Here is a 21652-nt window from a genome sequence, read left to right on the forward strand (position 1 = left end):
ATGACAGAGATATCTCAGAACGACATTCACCAGGTAACGGCACGGGCGCTTGAGCGGCACGGGGCTCTGCCCTGGATTGCCGATGCGGTCGCCGCGGCGGTGACCGAAGCCGAAGCAACCGGGAACCGGATTTGCGGCCTCTATTATCTGGAGAGCTATTGCCAGCAGTTGCAGAGCGGGCGCGTGAAGGGGGATGTTGAGCCTGCCGTGACCCGTCCCCGCCCCGGCGTCGTTCAGGTGGACGGGCGGATGGGGTTTGCCCAGGCGGCGTTTCTGAAAGGCCTGCCCGTCGCGTTGGAAGCGGCGCGAGACTGCGGGGCCGTGCAGTTTGCCGTGGGGCACACCCATACCTGCACATCGGTGGGGTTTTTTACCGGGCAGATCGCGCGGGCCGGGATGATCGGGCTGGGTATGACCAACGCCTCGCCGATTGTCGCCCCTCCGGGCGGAAAGACCCGCGTCATCGGCACCAACCCGATCGCCTTTTCAGTGCCCGATGGACATGGCGGGGTGGCGATGCAGTTCGATCAGTCCACCAGCACGGTCGCACTGGGCAAGATCACCATGGCCAAGGCCGCGGGGGAGCCGATCCCCGAAGGCTGGGCCGTGGATGCGCAGGGCCGCCCAACAACCGATCCCGATGCCGCCTTGGCGGGATCGCTGGTTTCGGTGGGGGGGTACAAAGGTTGGGGATTTGGCCTGATGGTCGAGCTTTTGGCAGCCGGAATGACTGGCAGCGTGACATCGCGCGATGTCAGACCGCTTAAGGCGCCGGAAGGGCCGCCGCATGATCTTGGCCAATTCTATCTGTTGATCGATCCAGGCGCGTCGTCGGAGTTCTTTGAGACTGTGACAAAGGTCGCCGAGGCGGTGGCGATTGACGAAGAGGCCCGCATGCCCGGGCAGGGCCGCGTTCTGGCGGATCCGGTGCGCGTTGATCCCGCAGCCTGGGAGCTGGCCCAGAAGCTGGCGGTCTGAGCGTTTTACAGCGCCGAGCATGAGAGTGCGCAGAAACCAAAACCCGGTGCGGCAGGTCTTAAATCACAGAGACACCTGGGCCGGGCCGCTGGTCGATTTGGCGTGCGAGTTGGAAGACCTTTTGCGCCTTGCGCTGGATGATGGCGTTCTTTGCAGGCACGCTGCCTTTTGAGAGCGTGCTCTCAAGCTTGTTCAGACAGCCCTTGATGATTGATTTGGCCAGGGCGACAAGACCGGTTCTGCGCCGCGCATTGAGTTGACGCGAGAGGCGAAGAAGCTCTTCGGTCTTCCATTCAATGACAAGGTCTTTGGCGCCCAGAACACCGATGGTGAGCTTGTCTTGAATGATATGCAATCCGCCTGCGATCTGTGACCGCGTTTCGGGATCCAACAAGGCGTGCCGACTCAGATCGTCAATCTCGTAGACAAGTGCCTGATAGGACGCAGGCAAATCGTCGTCTGGCTCGATACACTCGAACCGCCGACGGATCATGTTCATTGCAAAAAGAAGGTGGGCCTTGGCCGCGTCCGGATCCTTTTGGTAGAGCGCAAAACGGGCCTTGTCGACCCCATGCAGGATGTCGTGAAAGTTGCTGAGATAGTCGGAGATGGTGACTTTGACGCCGTTGTTCAACCGAGGGATCTGCTCGAGGGTAAAGACCTTGGACGCCTTGAGCCCGAGCTGAGTGTTGACGAAATGGATCTCCTGGACGCCGGCCTCGGCGGCCAACTCTTGCGCGCGAAGCAACTGTTCGGGGCTGTCGTTGCAATCAAACAGGATGTACTTCCAGATCGTCTTGATGTGCCGACCTTCATTGGCAGCCCCCTGGCAGAAGGATTTCATGAAAGTGTAAGCCTTCGCAAAATCGCCCCTGACGCGGTTTTGTTCAAAGCTTTGCTGGTCAACGCCATCAATCGCGAACATGACCTCATCAATGCCTGAATGTACCTGACTGGGATCGTACCGCCCATGCGCGTTGGTGCACATTGTGATATTGGCATCCGGGAAATAGGATTTCGCAAGACCCGCCATTTTCCACACGTCCCGGTTGATCAGGGGTTCGCCGTGCCCTTGAAAGTCGATCGTCCGGATCGAGACCCCGTCGGCTTTGAAATCCGAGAGATATTTCTCGAAGATCCCGATATCGAGGTTCCAGGGCGGCCCGTGCCGCGCCTTCCTCACAGCCAGCGTCATGCAGCCGGGGCATTCGAGGCTGCACGCGATAGATGGTTCGATCTGGAAGATCAGGATTTCCTTTTTCTCTGCCCAGAGCGGGTTGAAACACGCTCCGCTCGCCAGAACCATGCAACCCTGGCAATACTGGGGGAATGGCATTTCCCCCTTTCGAAGGCTGTCTCGGATCCCTGAAAAGATCTCCCCAAAAACGACATCCTTGGAATGGTCGATATCAGGCTGAAAGGCCGTCAGGGTCAGCTTGCTGCCAGCATCATCCCAGCAAGCCAACGACCCGTCTGCGCGCAGAAACACGCTGTGGTTGGAATGGCAATCCACTTGTCAGCCCGAGCAGAGTATTGGAGTTGGAGTTGTTCGGTCGATTGCGATCATGTCACGGGCGCTCCGCACTACAAATGAAGCGTGTCCTACCAGAGCACAGCGGTCAAGCGTGGTGAGCGTTCAGCCTGGCGCTTTCGCCGCGTCTTGAGCAGGCGATTTGACGCAAATGTCACACCGTTCAGACCCGCGTACCCCAAAGGTCGTATTCTCCGGCTTCATCCACCTCAACCGTGACGATATCGCCGGGGCGCAACCCTTCGAATCCTTCGTCGACAAAGAGGTTTCCGTCGATCTCGGGCGCATCCGCCTGGGTGCGGCAAGTGGCGGCCTCGTCATCCACCTCGTCCACGATCACCTTGATCCGCTGGCCAACCTTGGCGGCGAGCTTGGCTTCGGAAATGGCCTGCGCCTTGGCCATGAACCGATCCCAGCGGTCCTGTTTGAGGTCCTCGGGCACATGATCGGGTAGCGCGTTTGAGCGCGCTCCGTTCACATTCTCGTATTTGAAGCACCCGACACGGTCGAGTTGCGCTTCATCCATCCAGTCGAGCAGCGTCTGAAACTCGGCTTCGGTTTCGCCCGGATACCCCACGATGAAGGTCGAGCGCAGGGTGATGTCCGGGCAGGTGGCCCGCCAGGCGGCGATCTCGTCCAGGGTACGCTCTGCGGCGGCAGGGCGCGCCATGCGCCGCAGCACATCCGGGTGGGCATGCTGAAACGGGATGTCGAGATAGGGCAGCAGACCATTGTCGGGATCAGCCATCAGCGGCACCAGATCGCGCACATGCGGGTAGGGATAGACATAGTGCAGGCGGATCCAGGCGCCCAACCGTCCCAACTCGCGCGAGAGGTCGAGGATATGGCTCCGCACCTCGCCGTCTTTCCAGGGGGTCTGGTCGTATTTGCGATCCAGCCCATAGGCGGAGGTGTCCTGGCTGATCACCAACAGCTCCCGCACCCCGGCCTCGACCAGCTTTTCGGCCTCGCGCAGGACCGCATGGGCCGGGCGGGAGGCGAGACGACCGCGCATATCCGGGATGATGCAGAACTTGCACTTGTGGTTACAGCCCTCGGAGATCTTGAGATAAGAATAGTGTCGCGGGGTCAAGGACACGCCGGTGGCGGGCAGGAGATCGACGAACGGATCCGGTGCGGGTGGAACAGCGGCATGCACTGCGTCCAGGACCTGTTCATATTGCTGCGGCCCGGTCACGGCCAGCACCTTTGGATGGGCGCCGGTGATGTACTCGGGCTCCGCGCCCAAACAGCCTGTCACGATCACCCGGCCGTTTTCGCTTAGGGCCTCTCCGATCGCATCCAGGCTTTCGGCCTTGGCGCTGTCGAGAAACCCGCAGGTGTTCACGATCACCGCATCGGCCCCGGCATAATCGGGCGACACGCCATAGCCTTCTGCGCGCAGCCGCGTGAGAATGCGCTCGCTATCGACCAGCGCCTTGGGACAGCCCAGAGACACCATCCCGATGCTGGGCTGGCCGGAACGTAAGTCTCTCTCAAGCCGGACGGCGGGAGCGAGATCGGGGCGGAGATTCGGCGGGTTCGTGCTCATCGGTCCGCATATAGGCCAAGTGCCGCGCGCTGCCCAGAGCGGGTTGCCAATTGCACGGACGGCGATCTGCAGGCATCCTTGGCCAAAAGAGCTGGAGGACGGGCGCGATGCGCTGGATTTTTCGATTGTTGGGACTGGTGGTCCTGCTTGCTGTCTTTGCCGTGGGCGCTGTCTTTTTCCTGCCAAAGGAGCGGATCGCGGCCATCGCCGCCGATCAGGTGCGCGCCCAGACCGGGCGCGAACTGGTGCTGACCGGGGACCTGAGCCTGAGCTTTTGGCCGGTTCTGGGGGTGAGCACGGGGCCGATGATCTTGTCAAATGCCGACTGGGCCGGTGCAGAGCCGATGGTGTCGGCCAAGAGCCTTTCGATCGGGGTGGATGCGGCGGCCCTGTTGGGCGGAAATGTCCAGATCAAGCATATCGAGGCCGAAAGCCCGACTGTCCGTCTGGCCACGCGCGCCGACGGGCGCGGCAATTGGGAGTTTGGCGCAGCACCGGTTGCCGCAGAGGCGACCAGCGAAGGATCAACCACCCGGTCCTTTACGCTCGAGAGGATCAGCTTGAGCGATGCGAGCCTGATTTATGTGCCCGCCGAGGGCGATCCGCGGGCCTTTTCCGGGGTGGATGCCGTGCTGAACTGGCCCGTGCCGGAGGGTCCTGCGGCTTTTTCGGGATCTGTGACTTTGGGGACGGCCCCTTTGGAGCTGTCAGGCAGCATCGACAGCTTTGCCGCCTTCCTTGAAGGCGCCGTGGCGCCGCTGCGTCTGGCGGCGGCAACCGAGGGTGGCCGCTTCAGTTTTGACGGACGGGCCAATATGGCGGGCGAGGTGGCCGGCCGTATGGAGATTTCGACAGAGGCAACCGATGCCTTTCTGGCCGGCCTTGGCGCAGGCGGTGCCGCTCCGCCCGAGGGGTTGGGCCGCCGGATGCAAGCCGCGGCGGATGTGACTGTTACTGGCGGAAACAGGATATCGTTGCGGGATCTGTCGCTGGATTTGGATCAAAATCGTCTGGCCGGGGCGGCGGATCTCGTCTTGGGCGATGTCCCGAACGTGACGGCACAACTGACCGCAAGGGCCCTGGACCTCTCCGGGCTGGTCGAGGGCGGCACGGCGGATGGCGCAGCAGAGGCGGGATCCGCGACATCGGGCTGGTCGACCGCGCCGATTGATGCCAGCGCGCTGGGATTGATCAACGGGGACATCAGCCTGGTGGCCCAGAGCATTGATCTGGGACCCCTCGCATTGGGGACTTCACGGCTGGGCCTGACCATCGACCGATCGCGTGCGGTTCTCAACCTCAATCAGATCGAGGTCTTTGACGGGGTGGTGACCGGCCAATTGGTCGCAAATAACCGAAGCGGGCTGTCCGTCGGTGGTGATGTGCAGGCCAGCGAGATCGAGATGGAGCAGATGCTGGGCGATCTGATCGGTGTCACACGGCTTTCCGGCAGGACCGATACCCAGATCGAATTTCTGGGCGTGGGTCAGTCGATGGATGCGATCATGAAATCGCTCTCCGGTCAGGGATCGGTCGCGATGGGGCGGGGCGTGATATCCGGCTTTGACCTTGATCGGTTGATGCGCACCGGTGACGGCTCGGGCGGGACCACAGTCTTTGACAGCCTGACGGCCGGATTTTCGATGCAAGAGGGAAATCTGCTGAATGACGACCTGCTGGTCCTTCTGGCCAATTTCCGGGCCGAGGGCGCGGGTCGGATTGGGCTGGGCAGCCGTGATATCGACTATCTGTTTACACCGATCGCACTGCGCGCCAATTCCGGGCAAGGCCTGGCGATCCCGGTACGGATCCGTGGCCCCTGGTCTGCGCCCCGGATCGTGCCCGATCTCAGCGAGGCGCTGCAATTGGATGTCGATGGCAAGGTCGAGGAGATCAAGCAGGATGCCCGCGATCAGGTTCAGCAAAAGCTGGAGGAGGAGCTGGGCGTGACCCGCCAGGACGGGCAATCGACCGAAGACGCGCTCAAGGACGCCCTGGAAGAGCGGGCACGCGACGGGCTGCGGCGGCTGCTGGGCGGGGAGTGATCCAATTGCCAGATCAAAGGCGGTCCTACGCCCCCCGACTTACCTGTGAAGACGGGATCGGCGGCGGCTTGGCCCTGAAACCGCAGAGATTGGGGTGCACAGGGACATGTGGGACCTCATGCACCGTCTTTGATTGCCGTTCAGCCGCTCCCTCTCAGAGGGTCTGATCGTATTCCCCAACGCCGGGCTCGGTGCGGATGACCGCATCGATATCGGCGAAGATCGCACGCAGCTCGGCCTCGCTTTCGGGGCTTTCGCAGACAACCACCAGATTGGGCGTGTTGGATGAGGCGCGCACAAGGCCCCACCCGCCATTGTCGAGGATCACGCGGGCGCCGTTGACGGTCACAACCTCTTTGATGGCGCGGCCGCCAACGGTTTCGCCTGCATCGTGTTTGGCCACCAGTTTATCGACCAGCCGTTCGAGGATGCCGTATTTCTCGGTGTCGGCGGCATAGGGCGACATCGTGGGGCTGGAATAGGTTTTTGGCAACGCGCGGCGCAGATCGGACATCTTCATGTCCGGGTTGCGGTCCATCAGCTTGCAGATCTCGACCGCAACGCGCATGCCGCAATCATAGCCGCGCCCGATCGGTTCGGCGAGAAAGTAGTGGCCCGATTTTTCGAACCCGGCCAGCGCGCCGATTTCCTTGACGCGGCGCTTCATGTGGCTGTGCCCGGTTTTCCAGTAATCGGCCGTGACCCCATGTTTTTGCAATTCGGGGTCGGAGGCGAAAAGCCCGGTGGATTTCACATCCGCCACAAAGGTCGATCCGGGATAAAGCTTGGCCAGATCGCGGGCCATGATCACGCCTACCTTATCGGCAAAGATCTCTTCGCCCTCGTCATCGACCACGCCGCAGCGGTCGCCATCCCCGTCAAACCCCAGGGCGAAATCGGCGCCGGACGCCTTGACGCTGGCGGCCATGTCATGGAGCATTTCCATCGCTTCGGGGTTGGGGTTGTAGTTGGGAAACGTGTAGTCGAGCATGTTGTGGCTGGGCACGACCTCGACGCCCAGACGCTCGAAGAGCTCAGGCGCAAAGGCCGAGGCGGTGCCGTTCCCGGTGGCGCAGACCACCTTGAGCGGGCGGGACATCCGGAAATCGCCGACCAGATCGTCGAGATAGGCTTCGCGCACACCCTCGACCATCTCATAGCTGCCGCCCGGGCGCGGCTCCCCGCGCCCCTCCAGCACGATATCGCGCAGCTCGGACATCTCATCGGGGCCGTGGGTCAGCGGACGCTCAAAGCCCATCTTGACCCCGGTCCAGCCATTGGGATTGTGCGAGGCCGTGACCATCGCCACCGCAGGCACATCCAGGTGGAACTGGCTGAAATAGGCCATCGGCGACAGGGCAGGGCCGATGTCGCGGACCTGGATACCTGCCTGCATCAGACCGATCACCAGCGCGTTCTTGATCGCCACGGAATAGTCACGGTAATCATTGCCCACAGCGATGACCGGGGCGATGCCGCGTTTGTGCATCTGAGTGCCCAACCCCAGGCCGAGTGCGGTCATGCCGGGCAGATTGATCTCGTCGGGATATTTCCACCGTGCGTCGTATTCGCGAAACCCCGTGGGCGTGATCATCGCATCACGCAGAAACTCCCAGGTGTTCGGCGTGACGGTGGCGGCAGGTTTGGTCATCTTAAATCTCGTTGCTTACAAATGAATGGGGTTTGCCTTGGCAATCTGGTCAAGGCTCATCAAGGTTTCGACCAGCGCGGGCATGTTGTGCAGGTGGATCATGTTCGGCCCGTCGCAGGGGGCCATATCGGGGTCTTCATGGGTTTCGACAAAGACCGCCGCAACGCCGACGGCCACGGCGGCGCGGGCCATCACAGGGGCAAACTCGCGCTGCCCGCCCGAGGAGCCGCCCTGGCCGCCCGGCTGTTGCACCGAATGAGTGGCGTCCATCACCACCGGGTATCCGGTGGCGGCCATCTGGGGCAGGGCGCGCATATCGGCCACCAGCGTGTTATAGCCGAAGGAGGTGCCGCGTTCGGTCAACAGGATGCGTTCATTGCCGGTGCTTTCGATCTTCGAGATCACATTGGGCATGTCCCAGGGCGCCAGAAATTGCCCCTTTTTGACGTTGATCGCGGCCCCTGTCTTGCCAGCCGCAACCAGCATATCGGTCTGACGGCTGAGAAAGGCGGGGATTTGCAGGATATCCACAGCCTCGGCCGCGGGGACGCATTGGCTTTCCTTATGGACATCCGTGAGGACCGGCACCTCCATCACCTTGCGCAGATCCGACAGGATCGCGAGACCCTGATCGATGCCGGGGCCGCGACTGGACAGGACCGAGGTGCGGTTGGCCTTGTCGAAGGAGGCCTTGAAGACATATTGCGCGCCCGCTTTGGCACAGATCTCCTTCATCCGGCCGGCGATCATCTGGGCGTGATCCGCGCTTTCCAACTGGCACGGGCCTGCGATCACCGTCAGCGGGCAATCATTGCCAATCGTCAGATCGGCGACGGATACCTGTTTCATTTATGAACTTACCTGTTCCCGAAGAATGGACGCTGTCAGAGACACAAGCAGGTAAATGCCGCCAAAGACCATGAATGCCAAGAGCGTATTCTCGAATGCGCGGGGATAGGACGGTTCTTCGCTTGAGACCGGCTCAACCGAGATGGTCAGATAGCGAACTTGGCGGTTGGCTTCGGTGCGCGTGCTCTCGACCGCCTGAAGGGCGGATTGCAGCAACATATCCCGCGTCACCAGATCGGCCTGGGCCATCTGGATGCGCACGGCAAGCTGGGCCAGCGAGTTTTCGCCCTGGCTGACATCGGTCATGCGGGCATTCAGCTCGGCCAAGAGCGTCTCCAGCCGGCGGATATCGCCTTGGGTCCCATCGACCCGCGACTGGTTGGGCCGCGCATTGTCCATCAGCGCGGCAAGTTGCAGCCGCTTTTCCTGAAGCTGCACTTCGAGATTGTTGATCTGGGTTCGGATCGAGGCAATCACCGCCTCGGGGTCCAGAATGGAGCCTTGCACCTGAAGATCGACAAGCTGTTGCTGGGCGGTGCGGCGTTCGGCCTGGGCCTCTTCAAAGCTGATCAGTGCTTCGCGCATCTGATCAGAGCGTTTCTGCTCGCTCAGGCTGTTTACGCGTTCCTCGGCATAGGAGATGAGCTTGCGCGAAAACGCCGTCGCGATCAGCGGATCGGCGGCAATCACCTCCATACGGATCACGCCTTCGGTCGGATCGTAGCCGATTTTTACGTTCTTCTTAAAGGTCTTATAGGCCTCTTCATTGGTGGGGTCGGGAGACAGACGCTGGATCGGGTCAATCTCATCTTGGGTGAAATGCGCCTTGAAGCCGGCATCGTCGTTCAGCCGCAGCATCGCATCCTTGGATTGCAGATAGGATTGCACCGCGATGGAATCCTGATTTGTGGCAAACTGCGTGCCCGACAGCAGCCCGCCCATGCCGCCTGCCGCCCCACCATCGGCTTGAAGGATGAGAAATTCCGACTTGGTCGAATACATCGGGGTGGCGACAGAGAAAAAATAGTATCCCGCGATGACCGTGGGCAAGAACACAAAAAACGAGAGCCGCGCCAGCAACAGGCCCATCCGGCGACGGCGGCGCTTGGCCAGGTCCCGCTGGATCTTGCTGATCTCATCCTCGCGCGCGCGCGCCGGGCTGAAATCGGTGGAGGGCACGTAGGTTGGATGCACCGGAACGGTCTGGGGCAGTTGCGTCTGGTCGCCTTCGGTCTTGGCCGGGACCTGCGCATCATCTTTCTTGGGCACCACCAGTTCCAGCATATTGGCGCGCTGGAACGGGTCGATCCCTTTCTGGCGCAACAGACGGACCGCGTCGAAATCAGAGGTGGCGGGCAGGCCGTGGCGCTGCGCGACACGGCGGGCCATGCGCAACTGACGCCCCGTGAGCCCTTCGCGGCGAATGGCCTCGATATCGGTGTCGGAGGCGGTTTCGCGCGCCGAGGAGACCTGTCCGGTCATCCCTTGTGCGGGTGCAGCGGTTGGACCCGCTGTCGCGGCCCGTGGCGGCTGGCCCGCGGCGGCCTTGGGTTGGGCGGCAGCGGACGGCGCCGGGCTTGGCACGGCGCGCGGAACAGGCGGTGTCTGCCCGCTATTGGATGGCGCGCCGGTCGACGCGGCGGATGTCGCCGCAACGCCGGATGTTCCGCTACGCTTGATGCGGAAACGCTTGGCCTTTGGTTTCGTAGTCATAAAGCTGCTTGGCCTCTTCCAGAGAGTCGAACATGTGCAGTTTGCCGTTCATCAGAACGCCTGCTTTTTGGACGAATTGTTCCAGGATGCGCGGGCTGTGCGAGACGATGACCAGAGTGGTGGTTCTGAGCTTCTCTTGCAAAAGCGCGCCTGCGCGTTTGTTGAATGCCGCGTCGGTGGAGCCGGGCATGCCCTCGTCCACAAGGTAAATGTCGAAATCGAGCGCCAGCATCAGCGCAAAGGAAAACCGCGCGCGCATGCCCGAGGAATAGGTGCCGAGCGGTTGCTCGAAATACTCGCCCAGATCGCAGAGCCAGCGGCAAAAGCTTTCGACATAATCGGGGTCCAGCCCATAAAGCCTCGCGATATAGCGGCTGTTTTCCACGGCCGAGACCCGGCTGACAACGCCCCCCATGAATCCCAGCGGGAAGGAGGTTTTGCTGTCGCGGATGATTTCGCCCTCATCGGGCTTTTCAAGGCCCGCGATCATGTTGATCAGAGTTGTCTTGCCGGTTCCGTTCGGGGCCAGAATACCCAAGGACGTTCCGATATCCACGCGGAACGACGCGCGATCCAGAATCACCTTGCGCTGAGAGCCGGTCCAAAAGGATTTGCTGACGTTTCTGAATTCAATCATTCCTAGATCCGGATCTGCCCAATCCGGCCCTCGCTACGATCACACGACTGCCCTTATACGCCTCGCTCCTGACGTTATTGTTGTTTCTATTAACTGATTTTGGCCACATTATGTCTAAATGTGAAACAAAATCTCTTAATTGGCCCGACTGGGGCCAATTCGGATCCGCCGGGGCGGATGGTGCCTGTCACTATGGCGCGCCACGCGTCCCTGATCGGCACGCGCGGGTCAGAGCGTCTGTTTCTCGACCTTCAGCAGTTTGCCCGCCACGATGGCGATGAGTGCGGCGCCAAAACTAAAGAGCGCGCCCATCTTGGCGGCATCCTGAACCGGACCGCCCTCGAACGCGACGGACGCAACAAAGAGAGACACGGTAAACCCGATTGCCGCGACAAAGCCAATCACGATCAGGTCAATGAGCCGCATGCCCGACGGTATCCCCAGCCCCAGCGGCACCGCCGCCAGCCAGCCAAACAGGAAGATGCCCACCGGTTTGCCGATCAAAAGACCCGCTAGAACCAGCCATGTCGCGTCCCCCATGGAGCTGAACTCGACCCCGGCATTGAGCAGGCCGAAGAAGAAAAGCACGATCTCGACCGGTGTCTTGAGCGCATGTTCGATTTGATTGAGCAGATCATGCAGGTATTTTTCGGCATCTGCAAAGATCCCAAAGGCCCGGTCGGCATGCGGGATGGTGGGCACGATGGGCAACAGGCCCAGCGCCGGGTGCAAGCCCGACATCATAAAGCCGTACCAGCTGGCGCAGCCTGCCACCAGATAGGGCAGGAAATGCAGGTTCTGGCGCACCCAGGTCGAGTTTGGCCGCGCCTGATTGCCCCGGTCCAGATAGCGCGGCAACCAGTTGAAGAGGACAAACACGCCCACCGCCGCGCCCAGAGACAGCAAGAGCCAGACCGGCGCCAGTTCGGCGGAAGGGTAGAAGATCGCCAGAATGATCAGCCCCGCCGCATCGTCGGCAATCGCCAAGAGCAGCAGGAACCGCACCGCCGGGTGGCCCGCACCAAAGACGATCCGCCCCACCAGATAGGAAAAGGCGATATCGGTGGCCGTCGGGATCGCCCAGCCATTGGCCACCGCGTCATATGTGTCGGACCCCAAGATGGCAGCCAGGCCCAGATAAACGGCGATGGGGCCGAACATGCCGCCCGCAGTCGCAAAGAGCGGTGTCGCGGCCCGGCGCCCCCGCAGCGAGCCATTCTTGAGGATCACGGCCTCCCACACTTCCTTGGCGGCAATCGCGAAAAAGAGCGCCATAAGGACGTCATTGACCAGATAATGCAGCGTGAGCGTGCGGTGGCCGTCATGGTAGTGACCGATGGGCGCATGGTCCCAGATCACAAACTCGACAAAATGGTGGTAGCTTTCCGCCCAGTAATGCGGCTGCCCCGCGACCGGGGCAAGCGCATCGAGATTGGCCCATATCAGGGCCGTCAGTGCGCCGAAAATCAACAAGAGCGAATAACTGGTGAGAATATTCCAAACGCGATACATCTATCATCGGTCCTTGAACGTCATATTCCTGGATGCCTATGCGATTTGTGCAGGCGGGGCAATTGCCGCAATTGCCGCGCGGCTTCTCCGCCGTGTTCGACCAAAGGCCGCGGGGCAGGGAGCCCTTGCGCCGCAGGTTGCCAGCAGCCCGCCGCTCTGGTCTGAGCTGCGCAAGTGTGGCAGGCAGGGCGGATGAGCGAGGCAAACACATTAGCCCAGGACATTCGCGGTTGCCGGATTTGCGCCGACCGTTTCGCGGCCACGGGGACACGCCACGCGCCCCGCCCGGTGGTCTGGTTCCGGCCAGGTGCGCGTATTTTGATCGCGGGACAGGCGCCAGGTGCGCGGGTGCACCAGTCCGGCAAGCCCTTTACCGACCCCTCCGGTGATCGGTTGCGCGATTGGCTGGGGATGGATGAGGCCTCTTTTTATGATCAGAGCCGGGTGGCGATCATTCCCATGGCATTTTGTTTGGGGTGTATCCCCTTGACGCAAGTAGTCTGAATTGCTATCTATGATGCATGGAAAAGAGCAAATCAGCATCCCCCGACTTTAGCGTCCGCGACTTCTTCAAGCGCTTCCCGAATGATGAAGCTTGCCTTGAGCACATCTTTAACGTCCGCTTTGGTGAGCGTCACGAGTGCCGCGCTTGCGGTGTTGAAAGCACCTTTCACCGGATCGGATCGGCAGATAAGCGCAATAAAGAAGGCAATGCACGCCGTGCATGGGCTTGCGCCGCTTGCGGGGATCACGTCTACCCCACTGCTGGCACGATCTTTCAAGACACTCGCACACCGCTGCAATCGTGGTTTTATGCGATCTATCTCTTTGTCACGACGCGCCACGGCGTTTCTGCGAAAGAACTGCAGCGCCAACTTGGCGTGACTTACAAAACCGCTTGGCGGATCGGCCACAAAGTCCGTGAACAAATGGACAAGAACGAACTCAAAGCGATGCTGCAAGGCCACGTTGAGATTGATGAAGCCTACGTTGGCGGCAAGCGCCCCGGTAAGCGTGGTCGCGGTGCTGCTGGCAAAACCATCGTCATGGGCTTCAAAGAGCGCGGCGGTCGTCTTGTGACGGAGATCATCCCCAACGTGAAGCTGGCAACCCTGCGCGCAGAGACGCTCAAGACTGTTGAGGCAGGCACAACCGTTTCGACAGACGAACTCTACAGCTATCGCTTACTGAAAGAGTACGGATATTCGCACGTTGCGGTTAAGCACGGTGCGAAGGAGTGGGCGGTTTACGATGCTGAAACCGATACGCTGCACCACACAAACCACGTTGAAAGCTTCTGGCGTCACTTCAAGCACTCGATCCGTGGCACTCACGTTTCGATCAGTCAGCAACACATGCGTAAGTATCTAGATGAGTTCACTTTCCGCGCGAACCATCGCGGCGAGGTGAACCAGATGTTTGATCGTCTGATTGCCGCGTTTTGATGACAGCAGAGGCAATTTCATTGAACTCTCCCTCATTTATCGGGCCTACTCCACGGGCTTCCTCCTGAGCGATAAACTCTTGTAAACGCCCGCTTTCCATGGCTTCGCGCAAAGATAACATGCTGGATTCGCTCCGAGATTCTTGACTTGTAATCGATTGTAGCATAGAAAAATCGGGAAGGCACCGCAGCGCCAACCCGATCCGCCTTTCGGCTTCAGCCGGATTTCTTGATCAACGGCCCTGGCGTATTAAGACGGCTTGCCACATAGGGATGCTCCTTTCATTGCCCGTCACGGCTTGGTTGGAGATTTAGAAAGTCCGGTTCGCCGCCAGCGAACCGGACTTTCGCTTCTTCAAAACCTGCGGGTTCTGAATTCTCGTGTTGAGGCGTTGCGGACGGCAACCCATCGCCTGCCCCAGAATGCTTTGCAGAGCGCCAAGTCTTGGTTGACATATCAAGACTAACAACCCCGTCAGATTTTGCTCTCGACAACTGAGACGACATACTTGCTTGAGAAATTTCTACGTCAAACCTTGCGTTCACCCACTCTATTACCTTATCAGACGTGCCGCCCTCCGGGCGATCATCAAGCACGGCGACGATCATATCGCGGTGGGTGATGCGGCTTGATGGTGCGCGTTGCGCACCCGCTGCGGAAGTACCGTCAATGGCAGATTTAGCGGCGCGGAGTTCGCGCAACTCATCATTCAGCGCTTTGATCGACGCCCTAACCTCGCTTTCGCGAGCACTAATAAAATCTCTCAGGGTTTGCGACATAACGAATCTTGCCTATTCAGCTTGGGCCTCGTTGTGCCTTGATTGAAAAGATGCGTCAAGCGCAAGCGGGCGGGGTTGACGCAATCAATCAATCCGGAACAATCATGAAACTTGCGTCAAGGGGATATACCCCTTTTGTTTTCCGGGCTATGACGCGCGCAAGGCCGATCTGCCACCGCCCGCGATTTGCGCTCAGACCTGGCACCGGCGTGTGATGGCGGCTCTGGGCGAGGTTGCGCTGGTGGTGCTGGTGGGCGGCCATGCACATCGCTGGCATCTGGGCCAGAACGGCAGTGTGACCCAGACTGTGCAGGGGTGGCGGGCGCATGCGCCGCGCGTCTTTCCCTTGCCTCACCCTTCCTGGCGGAATACGGGCTGGCTGAAGAAAAACCCATGGTTCGAGGCCGAGCTGGTGCCGGTCTTGCGCACCCGGGTCAAGGAGGTGTCGAGGTGACCGACGAGACCGCCCTGGATAGGGCGCATGCCGCGATGGAGGCGGCGCCCGATCAGGATGCCGCGCGGCTGCGGTTTTATGAGCGGCTGGCCGATAGTGAGTTGTTCCTGCTGCTGACCGGAGAGCCGGAGGGTGATCAACTTGCGCCCGAGATGTTCGAGCTGGCCGATGGCCGGTTCGTGCTGGCCTTTGACCGGGAGGCGCGGCTGGCGGCGTTTGTCGGGCGCACGGCGGCTTACGCCGCGCTTTCGGGCCGGGTGATCGCGGCGATGCTGGCGCGCGAAGGGATCGGGCTGGGCGTGAACCTGGAGGTTGCGCCCTCGTCGATCCTGATCCCGGCCGAGGCCGTCGCATGGCTCGATAGAACCCTGGGCCATGGCCCCGAGGAGGTCGAGGCGCGGATGGAGGCATTTTTGCCCCCCGCCGGTCTGCCCGAGGTGCTGCTTGGCGCGCTCGATACCAAACTGGCCACTGCGCGCGGGCTGGCACAGGCGGCCTATCTGGTCGGCGTGACCTATGCAGGTGGCGGGCGAGGCCATCTTTTGGGATTTGTCGGCGCGTTGCCCGAGGCCCATGGCGCGCTGGCGCGTGCGGTGAGCGAGGCGCTGACCTTTTCGGGGATAGAGGCGGGCGCGCTCGATGTCGGGTTCTTCTCCGCCACCGATCCTGTGGCCGCGCGGATGGCACAGGCCGGGCTGCGGTTCGATCTGCCGGAGCTGAATGTTGAAGATCGGGCAGCACCGGTGGCACCGGGCAGCGATCCCGACGCCCCGCCGCGCCTGCGTTGAGGGGGACATGCGAGGCTCTGCCTCGCGCTCCGGGAATACTTTTGGCCAGAAGAAGCCGGGGGGGCGGTAACGCCATCTTCACGCGCGGTCCTGTTTCATCACATCGGGGAGAGGGGGGCTTTGGTTTGGGCTGACGTTGGGACAAGTATCAGGGCAGGCGCCGTCGCGCCGTGACCAAAAAAACCGCATCAAGGAATGTCAGATGTTCAAGAGACTTGCCGTGGCGACCGTCGCCTCTTTCGTTTTCGCAACCACCGCTTTTGCCGGCGATCAGTATATCGACGAGACCGGCTTTGCCGTCTCGGGCTATGACGTGGTGGCGTATCGCACGCTTGCTCAGTCGCCCGTTGGGACAGCGCAGCCCCAGGCGGTGCCTGGCCGCGCCGACATCACGGCGGATTTCAACGGCGCGACCTTTGCCTTTGCCACAAGCGAGAACCGCGACCGGTTTGTGCAGAACCCTGAGTTCTACGCTCCGCAATATGATGGTCACTGTGCCTATGGCGTGTCCAAGGGCGGCAAGGTCCCGGGCAATCCCAACCTGTGGCGGATCGTGGACGATCGCCTGTATCTCAACATCACGGCCAATGTGGTCGGGTTCTGGGAGGAGGATATTCCCGGCAATATCGACCTGGCCGAGGGCAACTGGACCGGGATTGAGCAGAACGCCGCATCCGACAGCACCATCCCCAATTTCTCATCGCCCGCACCTGTGACCAATTAGGGCGCGCGCGCAAACAGACGGGTGCGGCGGATCTGGCGCCGCCGCACCCATGCGGTGTTTCTTTGGCTTGTCTTGCCACGCGATGGCCCGTCGGTCCGCGATCCGCAACGGGTGCGCAAATATCCACCCCTGTGACAGCTGCGCTGGATCCATCCAAGGGTAGTTGGCCCTTTCGGGGATCTTGCCGACCGGGGTAATGCGCAAGACAGGTGGACCGGCCGCGGTGGCTTTGCGAAGGTCTTTGGTCAAGGAAGGATCGGTGCATATCGGAGGGCGCCAACGGAACCGACAGCCGACTTGAATGACAAAGGCTCCGTACCGCACGCACGCGTCGATGAAAATCCGGTCCTTAGGTGAGGTAAGTGTTTCCTGGTCTGGGCTGGTTCGGCGCGGCCGCGGATTGTTCTGGGTGCTAGACGCTTTGTTAATCGGCATGCGCTAAAGCTGTGATTTCTGCATACCTTTTGGCGGCCTGATTGCGAGCGAGCGAACCGTGTTTCTACGAGAGCGACTCAGACCTGAAATACGATCATCACATGATCCGGTGGGCGCTCTGAAGCGCGCGTCTGCCATCGCGGACACACGGGAAGATCATGGGGTTCTGGCGGCCCATTCCCGGCCGCTGGACAAGGTTGCGCAAGCGACCGGTCCGGCCCCGCCAGCTGACCTTGAGATGGATCGTGCGGAACCGTCGCCTCGCGTCCGCAGTGATTTTGAAACATTGGCACATGAGGCGCCGTGTCTTCCGGCACCCCCAGAAGCATCGCATCGCCTCGACCCGGCGCGATATGGGATGTCGGTATCCCGGATCGGCATGCCGCGCCTTCACATGGTTTGGGCAGGTCGAGCAGAGGATGAGGTTCGCCTGGCCGGGCAGGCTCTGGCCTTTCCGGCCGATTGCCGAGGTTGGCGGTCCCTTTGCGACAGGCCCAAGGCGCTTGCCGGGCCGGAGCGGGTCGTCAGGGACACCAGGGCTGTCCTGGCGGCTGACCCGGTCGCCGCGGCTCAGGCCGCACCGGGTGCCCTTGCGGTGGATGGTCAGCATGGCGTCAGCTGAAGCCACCGATCCGATCGACAGCACGTCCTGTGACCGGGAACCCATCCACCTGCTGGGTCACGTTCAATCCTTTGGCTGCCTTCTGTCCGTCTCTGACGACTGGATCATCACACACGCGTCCGAGAACACATCCGACATCCTGGGGTTCACGGCGCGAGACAAGATCGGAACCCGGTTCTGCGCGCTCTTTGACGAACCCGTGTCGCATATGTTGCGCGGCAAGAGCCAGCTGTTGCAATCGGGTGTGACAACCAGCCGGGCCTTTGGGGTCGAACTGTTTGAAGATGGGCGGCACTTTGATATCTCCGTCCATCCCTCCGGCGAAGGGTTTATCTATGAGTTCGAGCGCAAGGTGGAAGGGGCCCATCGCAACGATATCGATCTTGTGCAAAACCTGATGGCGCAGCTGCGCGTGCAGCCCGATGTCAAGGCGCTGACCGATCAGGCCGCCACTGCGCTGCGTGGCCTGTGCGGATTTGACCGTGTCATGGTGTATCAATTCGAAGATGACGGATCGGGCCACGTCCTTTCAGAAGCAATCGACACGGACATGGAGAGTTTTCTGGGACTGCATTACCCCGCCAGCGATATTCCCAGGCAGGCCCGGGCGCTTTACACCAAGAACCCCTTGCGCCTGATCGCCGATGTCGACGGGCCGGTCTTTCCCATCCTTCCCGCCCAGGGCGCTGGCGCGGCTCCGATCGATCTGTCCTTTGCGGTCACGCGCGCCGTTTCGCCGATACATCTCCAGTATCTGCGCAACATGGGCACGGCTGCGTCGATGTCGATATCCATTCTGAAAGATGGCCAGCTTTGGGGCCTGCTTTCATGCCACCATCGCACTCCGATTTATGTGGATTATGAACGCCGAACAGCTGTCGAGCTGTTTGGGCTTCTCTTTTCGTGTGAGCTGTCGGATCGGCTGAACGCGGTGGCGCGCATTCAGGAGAGAGAGGCCAAGGCCCTCCATGATCGCATTTTGACCCGCGTATCAAGGGGTCTTGGTCTGTTCGAGGATTTCAATGCCTTTGCCGCAGAGGTTTGGGATGTCATCGATTTTGACGGCATCGGGGTCTATTCCGATGGCAGCTATATCTCGTTGGGTGCCGCCCCCAACGAAGCGGAGTTCCGGGGTCTCGCGCGGTTTCTCAACAAGACGACCGGAGGAGAGGTGTTTGCGACCGAAAACCTCTCTGCCCGATACGACAGAACGTCCGAGATCGCCGATCGGGTTGCCGGGATTCTGGTCTTGCCGATCTCGCGCGATCCGAAAGACTACCTCGTCCTGTTTCGCAAGGAGATCGCCAGATCGAAGACCTGGGCCGGCAAGCCGTCAAAGATCATATCCCCAAGGAGCACAGCAACGCAGCTGTCGCCGCGAACCAGCTTTGAGGCCTGGCAGCAAGAGATCCGAGGCCATTGCTCACCCTGGAGCGAGGCAGACATAACCTTTGCGCAGGCGTTGCGGCTGGCATTGCTGGAGATTGTCCTGGAGGTGACCGATGCCGCCGGTCGTGAGGCCGCGAAAAACAGACAAAAGCAAGAGATTTTGATCGCGGAGCTGAACCATCGCGTCCGTAACATTCTGAACCTTATCAGCGGACTTGTGGATCAAAGCTCGCAATCGGGATCGAGCTTGCAGGAATACACCAGCGACCTGAATGGCCGTATTCAATCCATGGCGCGCGCGCACGATCTGCTCACCAGAGAGAATTGGGGGCCTGCGTCGCTCTCGGAACTCGTTACAGGTAGTTTCGAGGCCTACCAAGCCTCGGGCGCGGCGCCTTTGTGGATCGATGGAGAGGATTTTCAGCTTGAACCCAACGCCTTTTCAACGATGGCGCTGGTGATCCATGAACTGACCACCAACTCCGCCAAATACGGCGCCTTGCGCAACGAGGTCGGAACCGTCCACGTGGCCCTTGATGCCAATGATGAGGGGATGTTGCAGATTGTCTGGCGCGAGACGGGCGGCCCCCCCGTCAACCCGCCGACACGCCAGGGGTTTGGGACCACCATTATCGAGAATTCCGTTCCATTCGATCTTAACGGGCGCTCGCGGATCGAATACAAACTGACCGGCATCGAGGTCACATTCGAGATACCGCCGGAATGTTTCAGGAAGGCGGCAAAACAACCGCTGACCTTTGCCAGAGATGCGCAGAAACTCAAGCCGTCATTCTCGCTCCCGCTGGGGCGCGTTCTGCTTCTTGAGGATAATCTGGTGATCGCAATGGACACCGGATCCAAGCTCAAAAAGCTGGGCGCGACCGATACCTGTCTGGCCAGTACGGTCCAACGTGCAAGACGGCTGGTCGCCGACAGGGATATCGACTTCGCCGTTCTTGACGTCAATCTGAACAACGAGACATCGGTCGATATCGCCCAAGAGCTTCATGCTGCAGGGATCCCCTTCGTTCTTGCGACGGGCTATGGCGCGGACAACAAAGTGCTTGCTGATTTCCCCGACTGCAAGGTGTTGAAGAAACCCTATGATCTGGACACCATGTCCGCCGTGATCTCCTCGGTCCTGCAAGACGCGGGCCGGGTGGGCAGCACGGCGGTACCTGACAGCGTCTCAAGCGGAGCCGGTTAGCGCGCCGGGTTCGGGCAGGTTCAGGACATCGGGAACCATCGACACAGCGTGCAGTTGAGGTCAGCCGAAACAGGGCGCTCAGGTCGGGGGCGTGACGGTAATCGCCTGTCACACACAAGGCGCCTGTCCCAGGCGCGCCTCACCGGGGGCCAATCCGCAGTCAGGTCCGAGGTCAAGCGGCAAATGCGATTTCCAAACGCCGTCGCAGACGGTCGTATTTCTCTCTCTGAAACGCGCTTTTGTGATAGCGGGAGGTAGAGATGTTCAGCCAATCGATCAGCAACCGGCCCCGCAGGCATAAATCGAGGATCTCCATATCGATCGGATGCCGATAAAGCTTGAAGAACATCGTCTTGCAATCCCGGCTCACGCCGCTGCGATCTATTCCTGCCCCCGCATCGTCGCGATAGATATCGAGTTTGAGAAAGTCGGCGATATCGTAAATGGCAAGCTTTTCGGAGACTTCAGTGAAATCAAAGCCATGCGTGCCCTCACGGTTCAGAATTAGGTTTGTCGCGTGGAAATCGCCATGGCAAAACACCTTTAGATCCGACCGGCCTCTCATCGCCCGCGTTTGGGACCGAAAGCTGTCGCGCATCCGACCATAGTCGGCGGGCTTTGCCTGGGGCCCCGCGATGATCGCCTCATCAACCGCCTCGACCATCCAATTGGGCCAGAACCTGGCCTGTGAACCGTTCTTGTATTTATGCAAGGCATTCAACCAATGCCCGGCGCGTCGGAACACCTGCCCCGTGGATTTCGCGTTCTTGGTCTCGCGCACCGCCAGCGTGGCGGTTCTGCCGGGCAGGTAACGCATCACGAAAAAGGCCCCATTCGGCGACAGATAGAGAGGGGCGGGCGCTGTGAGCTTTTCAAAGGCCTGAAAATGGCGGTGCAACTCTCCGAGGATCGCGAATTCCTGTTGTAGCCGCCCCGTCCTGGGAGAGGCGAGATCGACCTTCATGGCATAGATCTCCGCGCCGATGGTCACTTTAAAGACCTGCCGATCTTTGCCATAGTCAACAGAGCGGTAGATGCGTTCACGGTCGATGTCGCCGTTCAACTCCAGGGCGGACGCGAATTCTCGGATCATCCGGTCAATCCGCAAGGCGTTGACATTCAGGTAACTCAGCACAGGCAACACCCTCGAAGCATAAGAGATCTCATAGGTGATCCTGCGGCGCGCCGTCCAGCCCACTCACGTCCGCCCCGGGCCAATCGGCAGGCTTGCGCAGAGTGCGCTGTCCGCGCGCCGCCAGGGTGGAAGGGTGCGTCATGCGATCGCGTTCCGTCCTGCCGATGCACGGAGCGCGCGGATGTTCGCGCGACCTGTCGAGCCGC

General features: G+C 60.7%; 15 protein-coding genes and 2 pseudogenes. 8 read left to right on the top strand and 9 right to left on the bottom strand.

The window, feature by feature from the left end:
* The gene (locus HEP69_RS04335) at window positions 1-978 is read left to right on the top strand and encodes an Ldh family oxidoreductase (protein ID WP_290557294.1); all 978 of its coding nucleotides are present in this window, start codon (window positions 1-3) and stop codon (window positions 976-978) included.
* 58 nt (window positions 979-1036) lie between these two features.
* Here HEP69_RS04335 and HEP69_RS04340 read toward each other — a convergent pair whose 3' ends face one another.
* Window positions 1037-2314, bottom strand: coding sequence for a hypothetical protein (locus HEP69_RS04340; RefSeq protein ID WP_290557295.1), 1278 nt, complete (start codon window positions 2312-2314; stop codon window positions 1037-1039).
* 358 nt (window positions 2315-2672) lie between these two features.
* Window positions 2673-4061: a 30S ribosomal protein S12 methylthiotransferase RimO gene (gene rimO, locus HEP69_RS04345; RefSeq protein ID WP_290557296.1), complete on the bottom strand. Its 1389-nt coding sequence runs from the start codon at window positions 4059-4061 to the stop codon at window positions 2673-2675.
* 107 nt (window positions 4062-4168) lie between these two features.
* On the opposite strand from rimO, the gene HEP69_RS04350 reads away from it, so the two are divergent.
* Window positions 4169-6106, top strand: a complete 1938-nt coding sequence (locus HEP69_RS04350) for an AsmA family protein (protein ID WP_290557297.1) — start codon at window positions 4169-4171, stop codon at window positions 6104-6106.
* A gap of 154 nt (window positions 6107-6260) precedes the next feature.
* Here the strand turns inward: HEP69_RS04350 and HEP69_RS04355 are convergent, their stop codons facing one another.
* From HEP69_RS04355 to HEP69_RS04375, 5 genes are all read right to left on the bottom strand, one after another.
* Window positions 6261-7757 carry a phosphomannomutase/phosphoglucomutase gene (locus tag HEP69_RS04355; protein ID WP_290557298.1) on the bottom strand — a complete coding sequence of 499 codons (1497 nt, stop codon included), beginning with the start codon at window positions 7755-7757 and terminating at the stop codon, window positions 6261-6263.
* Between the two features lie 15 nt (window positions 7758-7772).
* The gene (gene kdsA / locus HEP69_RS04360; protein ID WP_290557299.1) at window positions 7773-8606 is read right to left on the bottom strand and encodes a 3-deoxy-8-phosphooctulonate synthase; all 834 of its coding nucleotides are present in this window, start codon (window positions 8604-8606) and stop codon (window positions 7773-7775) included.
* Window positions 8607-10319, bottom strand: coding sequence for a capsule biosynthesis protein (locus tag HEP69_RS04365; protein WP_290557300.1), 1713 nt, complete (start codon window positions 10317-10319; stop codon window positions 8607-8609).
* Window positions 10276-10956, bottom strand: coding sequence for an ATP-binding cassette domain-containing protein (locus HEP69_RS04370; protein WP_290557301.1), 681 nt, complete (start codon window positions 10954-10956; stop codon window positions 10276-10278). Before HEP69_RS04370 ends, HEP69_RS04365 begins: the two co-directional genes overlap by 44 nt.
* Before the next feature lie 228 nt (window positions 10957-11184).
* Window positions 11185-12468 carry a Na+/H+ antiporter NhaA gene (locus tag HEP69_RS04375; protein WP_290557302.1) on the bottom strand — a complete coding sequence of 428 codons (1284 nt, stop codon included), beginning with the start codon at window positions 12466-12468 and terminating at the stop codon, window positions 11185-11187.
* 192 nt (window positions 12469-12660) lie between these two features.
* On the opposite strand from HEP69_RS04375, the pseudogene HEP69_RS04380 reads away from it, so the two are divergent.
* Window positions 12661-12939 (top strand): annotated as a pseudogene (locus tag HEP69_RS04380) (uracil-DNA glycosylase family protein); the annotation flags it as partial.
* 50 nt (window positions 12940-12989) lie between these two features.
* Entirely contained in the window at window positions 12990-13913 is a 924-nt protein-coding gene (locus HEP69_RS04385; RefSeq protein WP_290557303.1) for an IS1595 family transposase, read from the top strand.
* A gap of 281 nt (window positions 13914-14194) precedes the next feature.
* On the opposite strand, the gene HEP69_RS04390 is transcribed toward HEP69_RS04385, so the two are convergent.
* Entirely contained in the window at window positions 14195-14692 is a 498-nt protein-coding gene (locus HEP69_RS04390; RefSeq protein ID WP_290557304.1) for a hypothetical protein, read from the bottom strand.
* Window positions 14693-14825: 133 nt separating this feature from the next.
* Between HEP69_RS04390 and HEP69_RS04395 the strand changes: the two are divergent.
* From HEP69_RS04395 to HEP69_RS04410, 4 genes and pseudogenes are all read left to right on the top strand, one after another.
* A pseudogene (locus HEP69_RS04395) lies at window positions 14826-15146 on the top strand (uracil-DNA glycosylase family protein); the annotation flags it as partial.
* Complete coding sequence (locus HEP69_RS04400) at window positions 15143-15934, top strand: SseB family protein (protein WP_290557305.1); 792 nt, start codon at window positions 15143-15145, stop codon at window positions 15932-15934. The pseudogene HEP69_RS04395 and the gene HEP69_RS04400, both read left to right, overlap by 4 nt.
* A 202-nt stretch (window positions 15935-16136) precedes the next feature.
* Window positions 16137-16658: a YHS domain-containing (seleno)protein gene (locus HEP69_RS04405; RefSeq protein WP_290557306.1), complete on the top strand. Its 522-nt coding sequence runs from the start codon at window positions 16137-16139 to the stop codon at window positions 16656-16658.
* A 1043-nt stretch (window positions 16659-17701) separates the two neighbouring features.
* Window positions 17702-20311 carry an HWE histidine kinase domain-containing protein gene (locus HEP69_RS04410; RefSeq protein ID WP_290557307.1) on the top strand — a complete coding sequence of 870 codons (2610 nt, stop codon included), beginning with the start codon at window positions 17702-17704 and terminating at the stop codon, window positions 20309-20311.
* 172 nt (window positions 20312-20483) lie between these two features.
* Here HEP69_RS04410 and HEP69_RS04415 read toward each other — a convergent pair whose 3' ends face one another.
* Entirely contained in the window at window positions 20484-21446 is a 963-nt protein-coding gene (locus HEP69_RS04415; RefSeq protein WP_290557308.1) for an aminoglycoside phosphotransferase family protein, read from the bottom strand.
* Window positions 21447-21652 lie beyond the last annotated feature (206 nt).

It is taken from the genome of Aestuariivita sp. (assembly GCF_021404545.1).
GTDB lineage: Bacteria > Pseudomonadota > Alphaproteobacteria > Rhodobacterales > Rhodobacteraceae > Aestuariivita.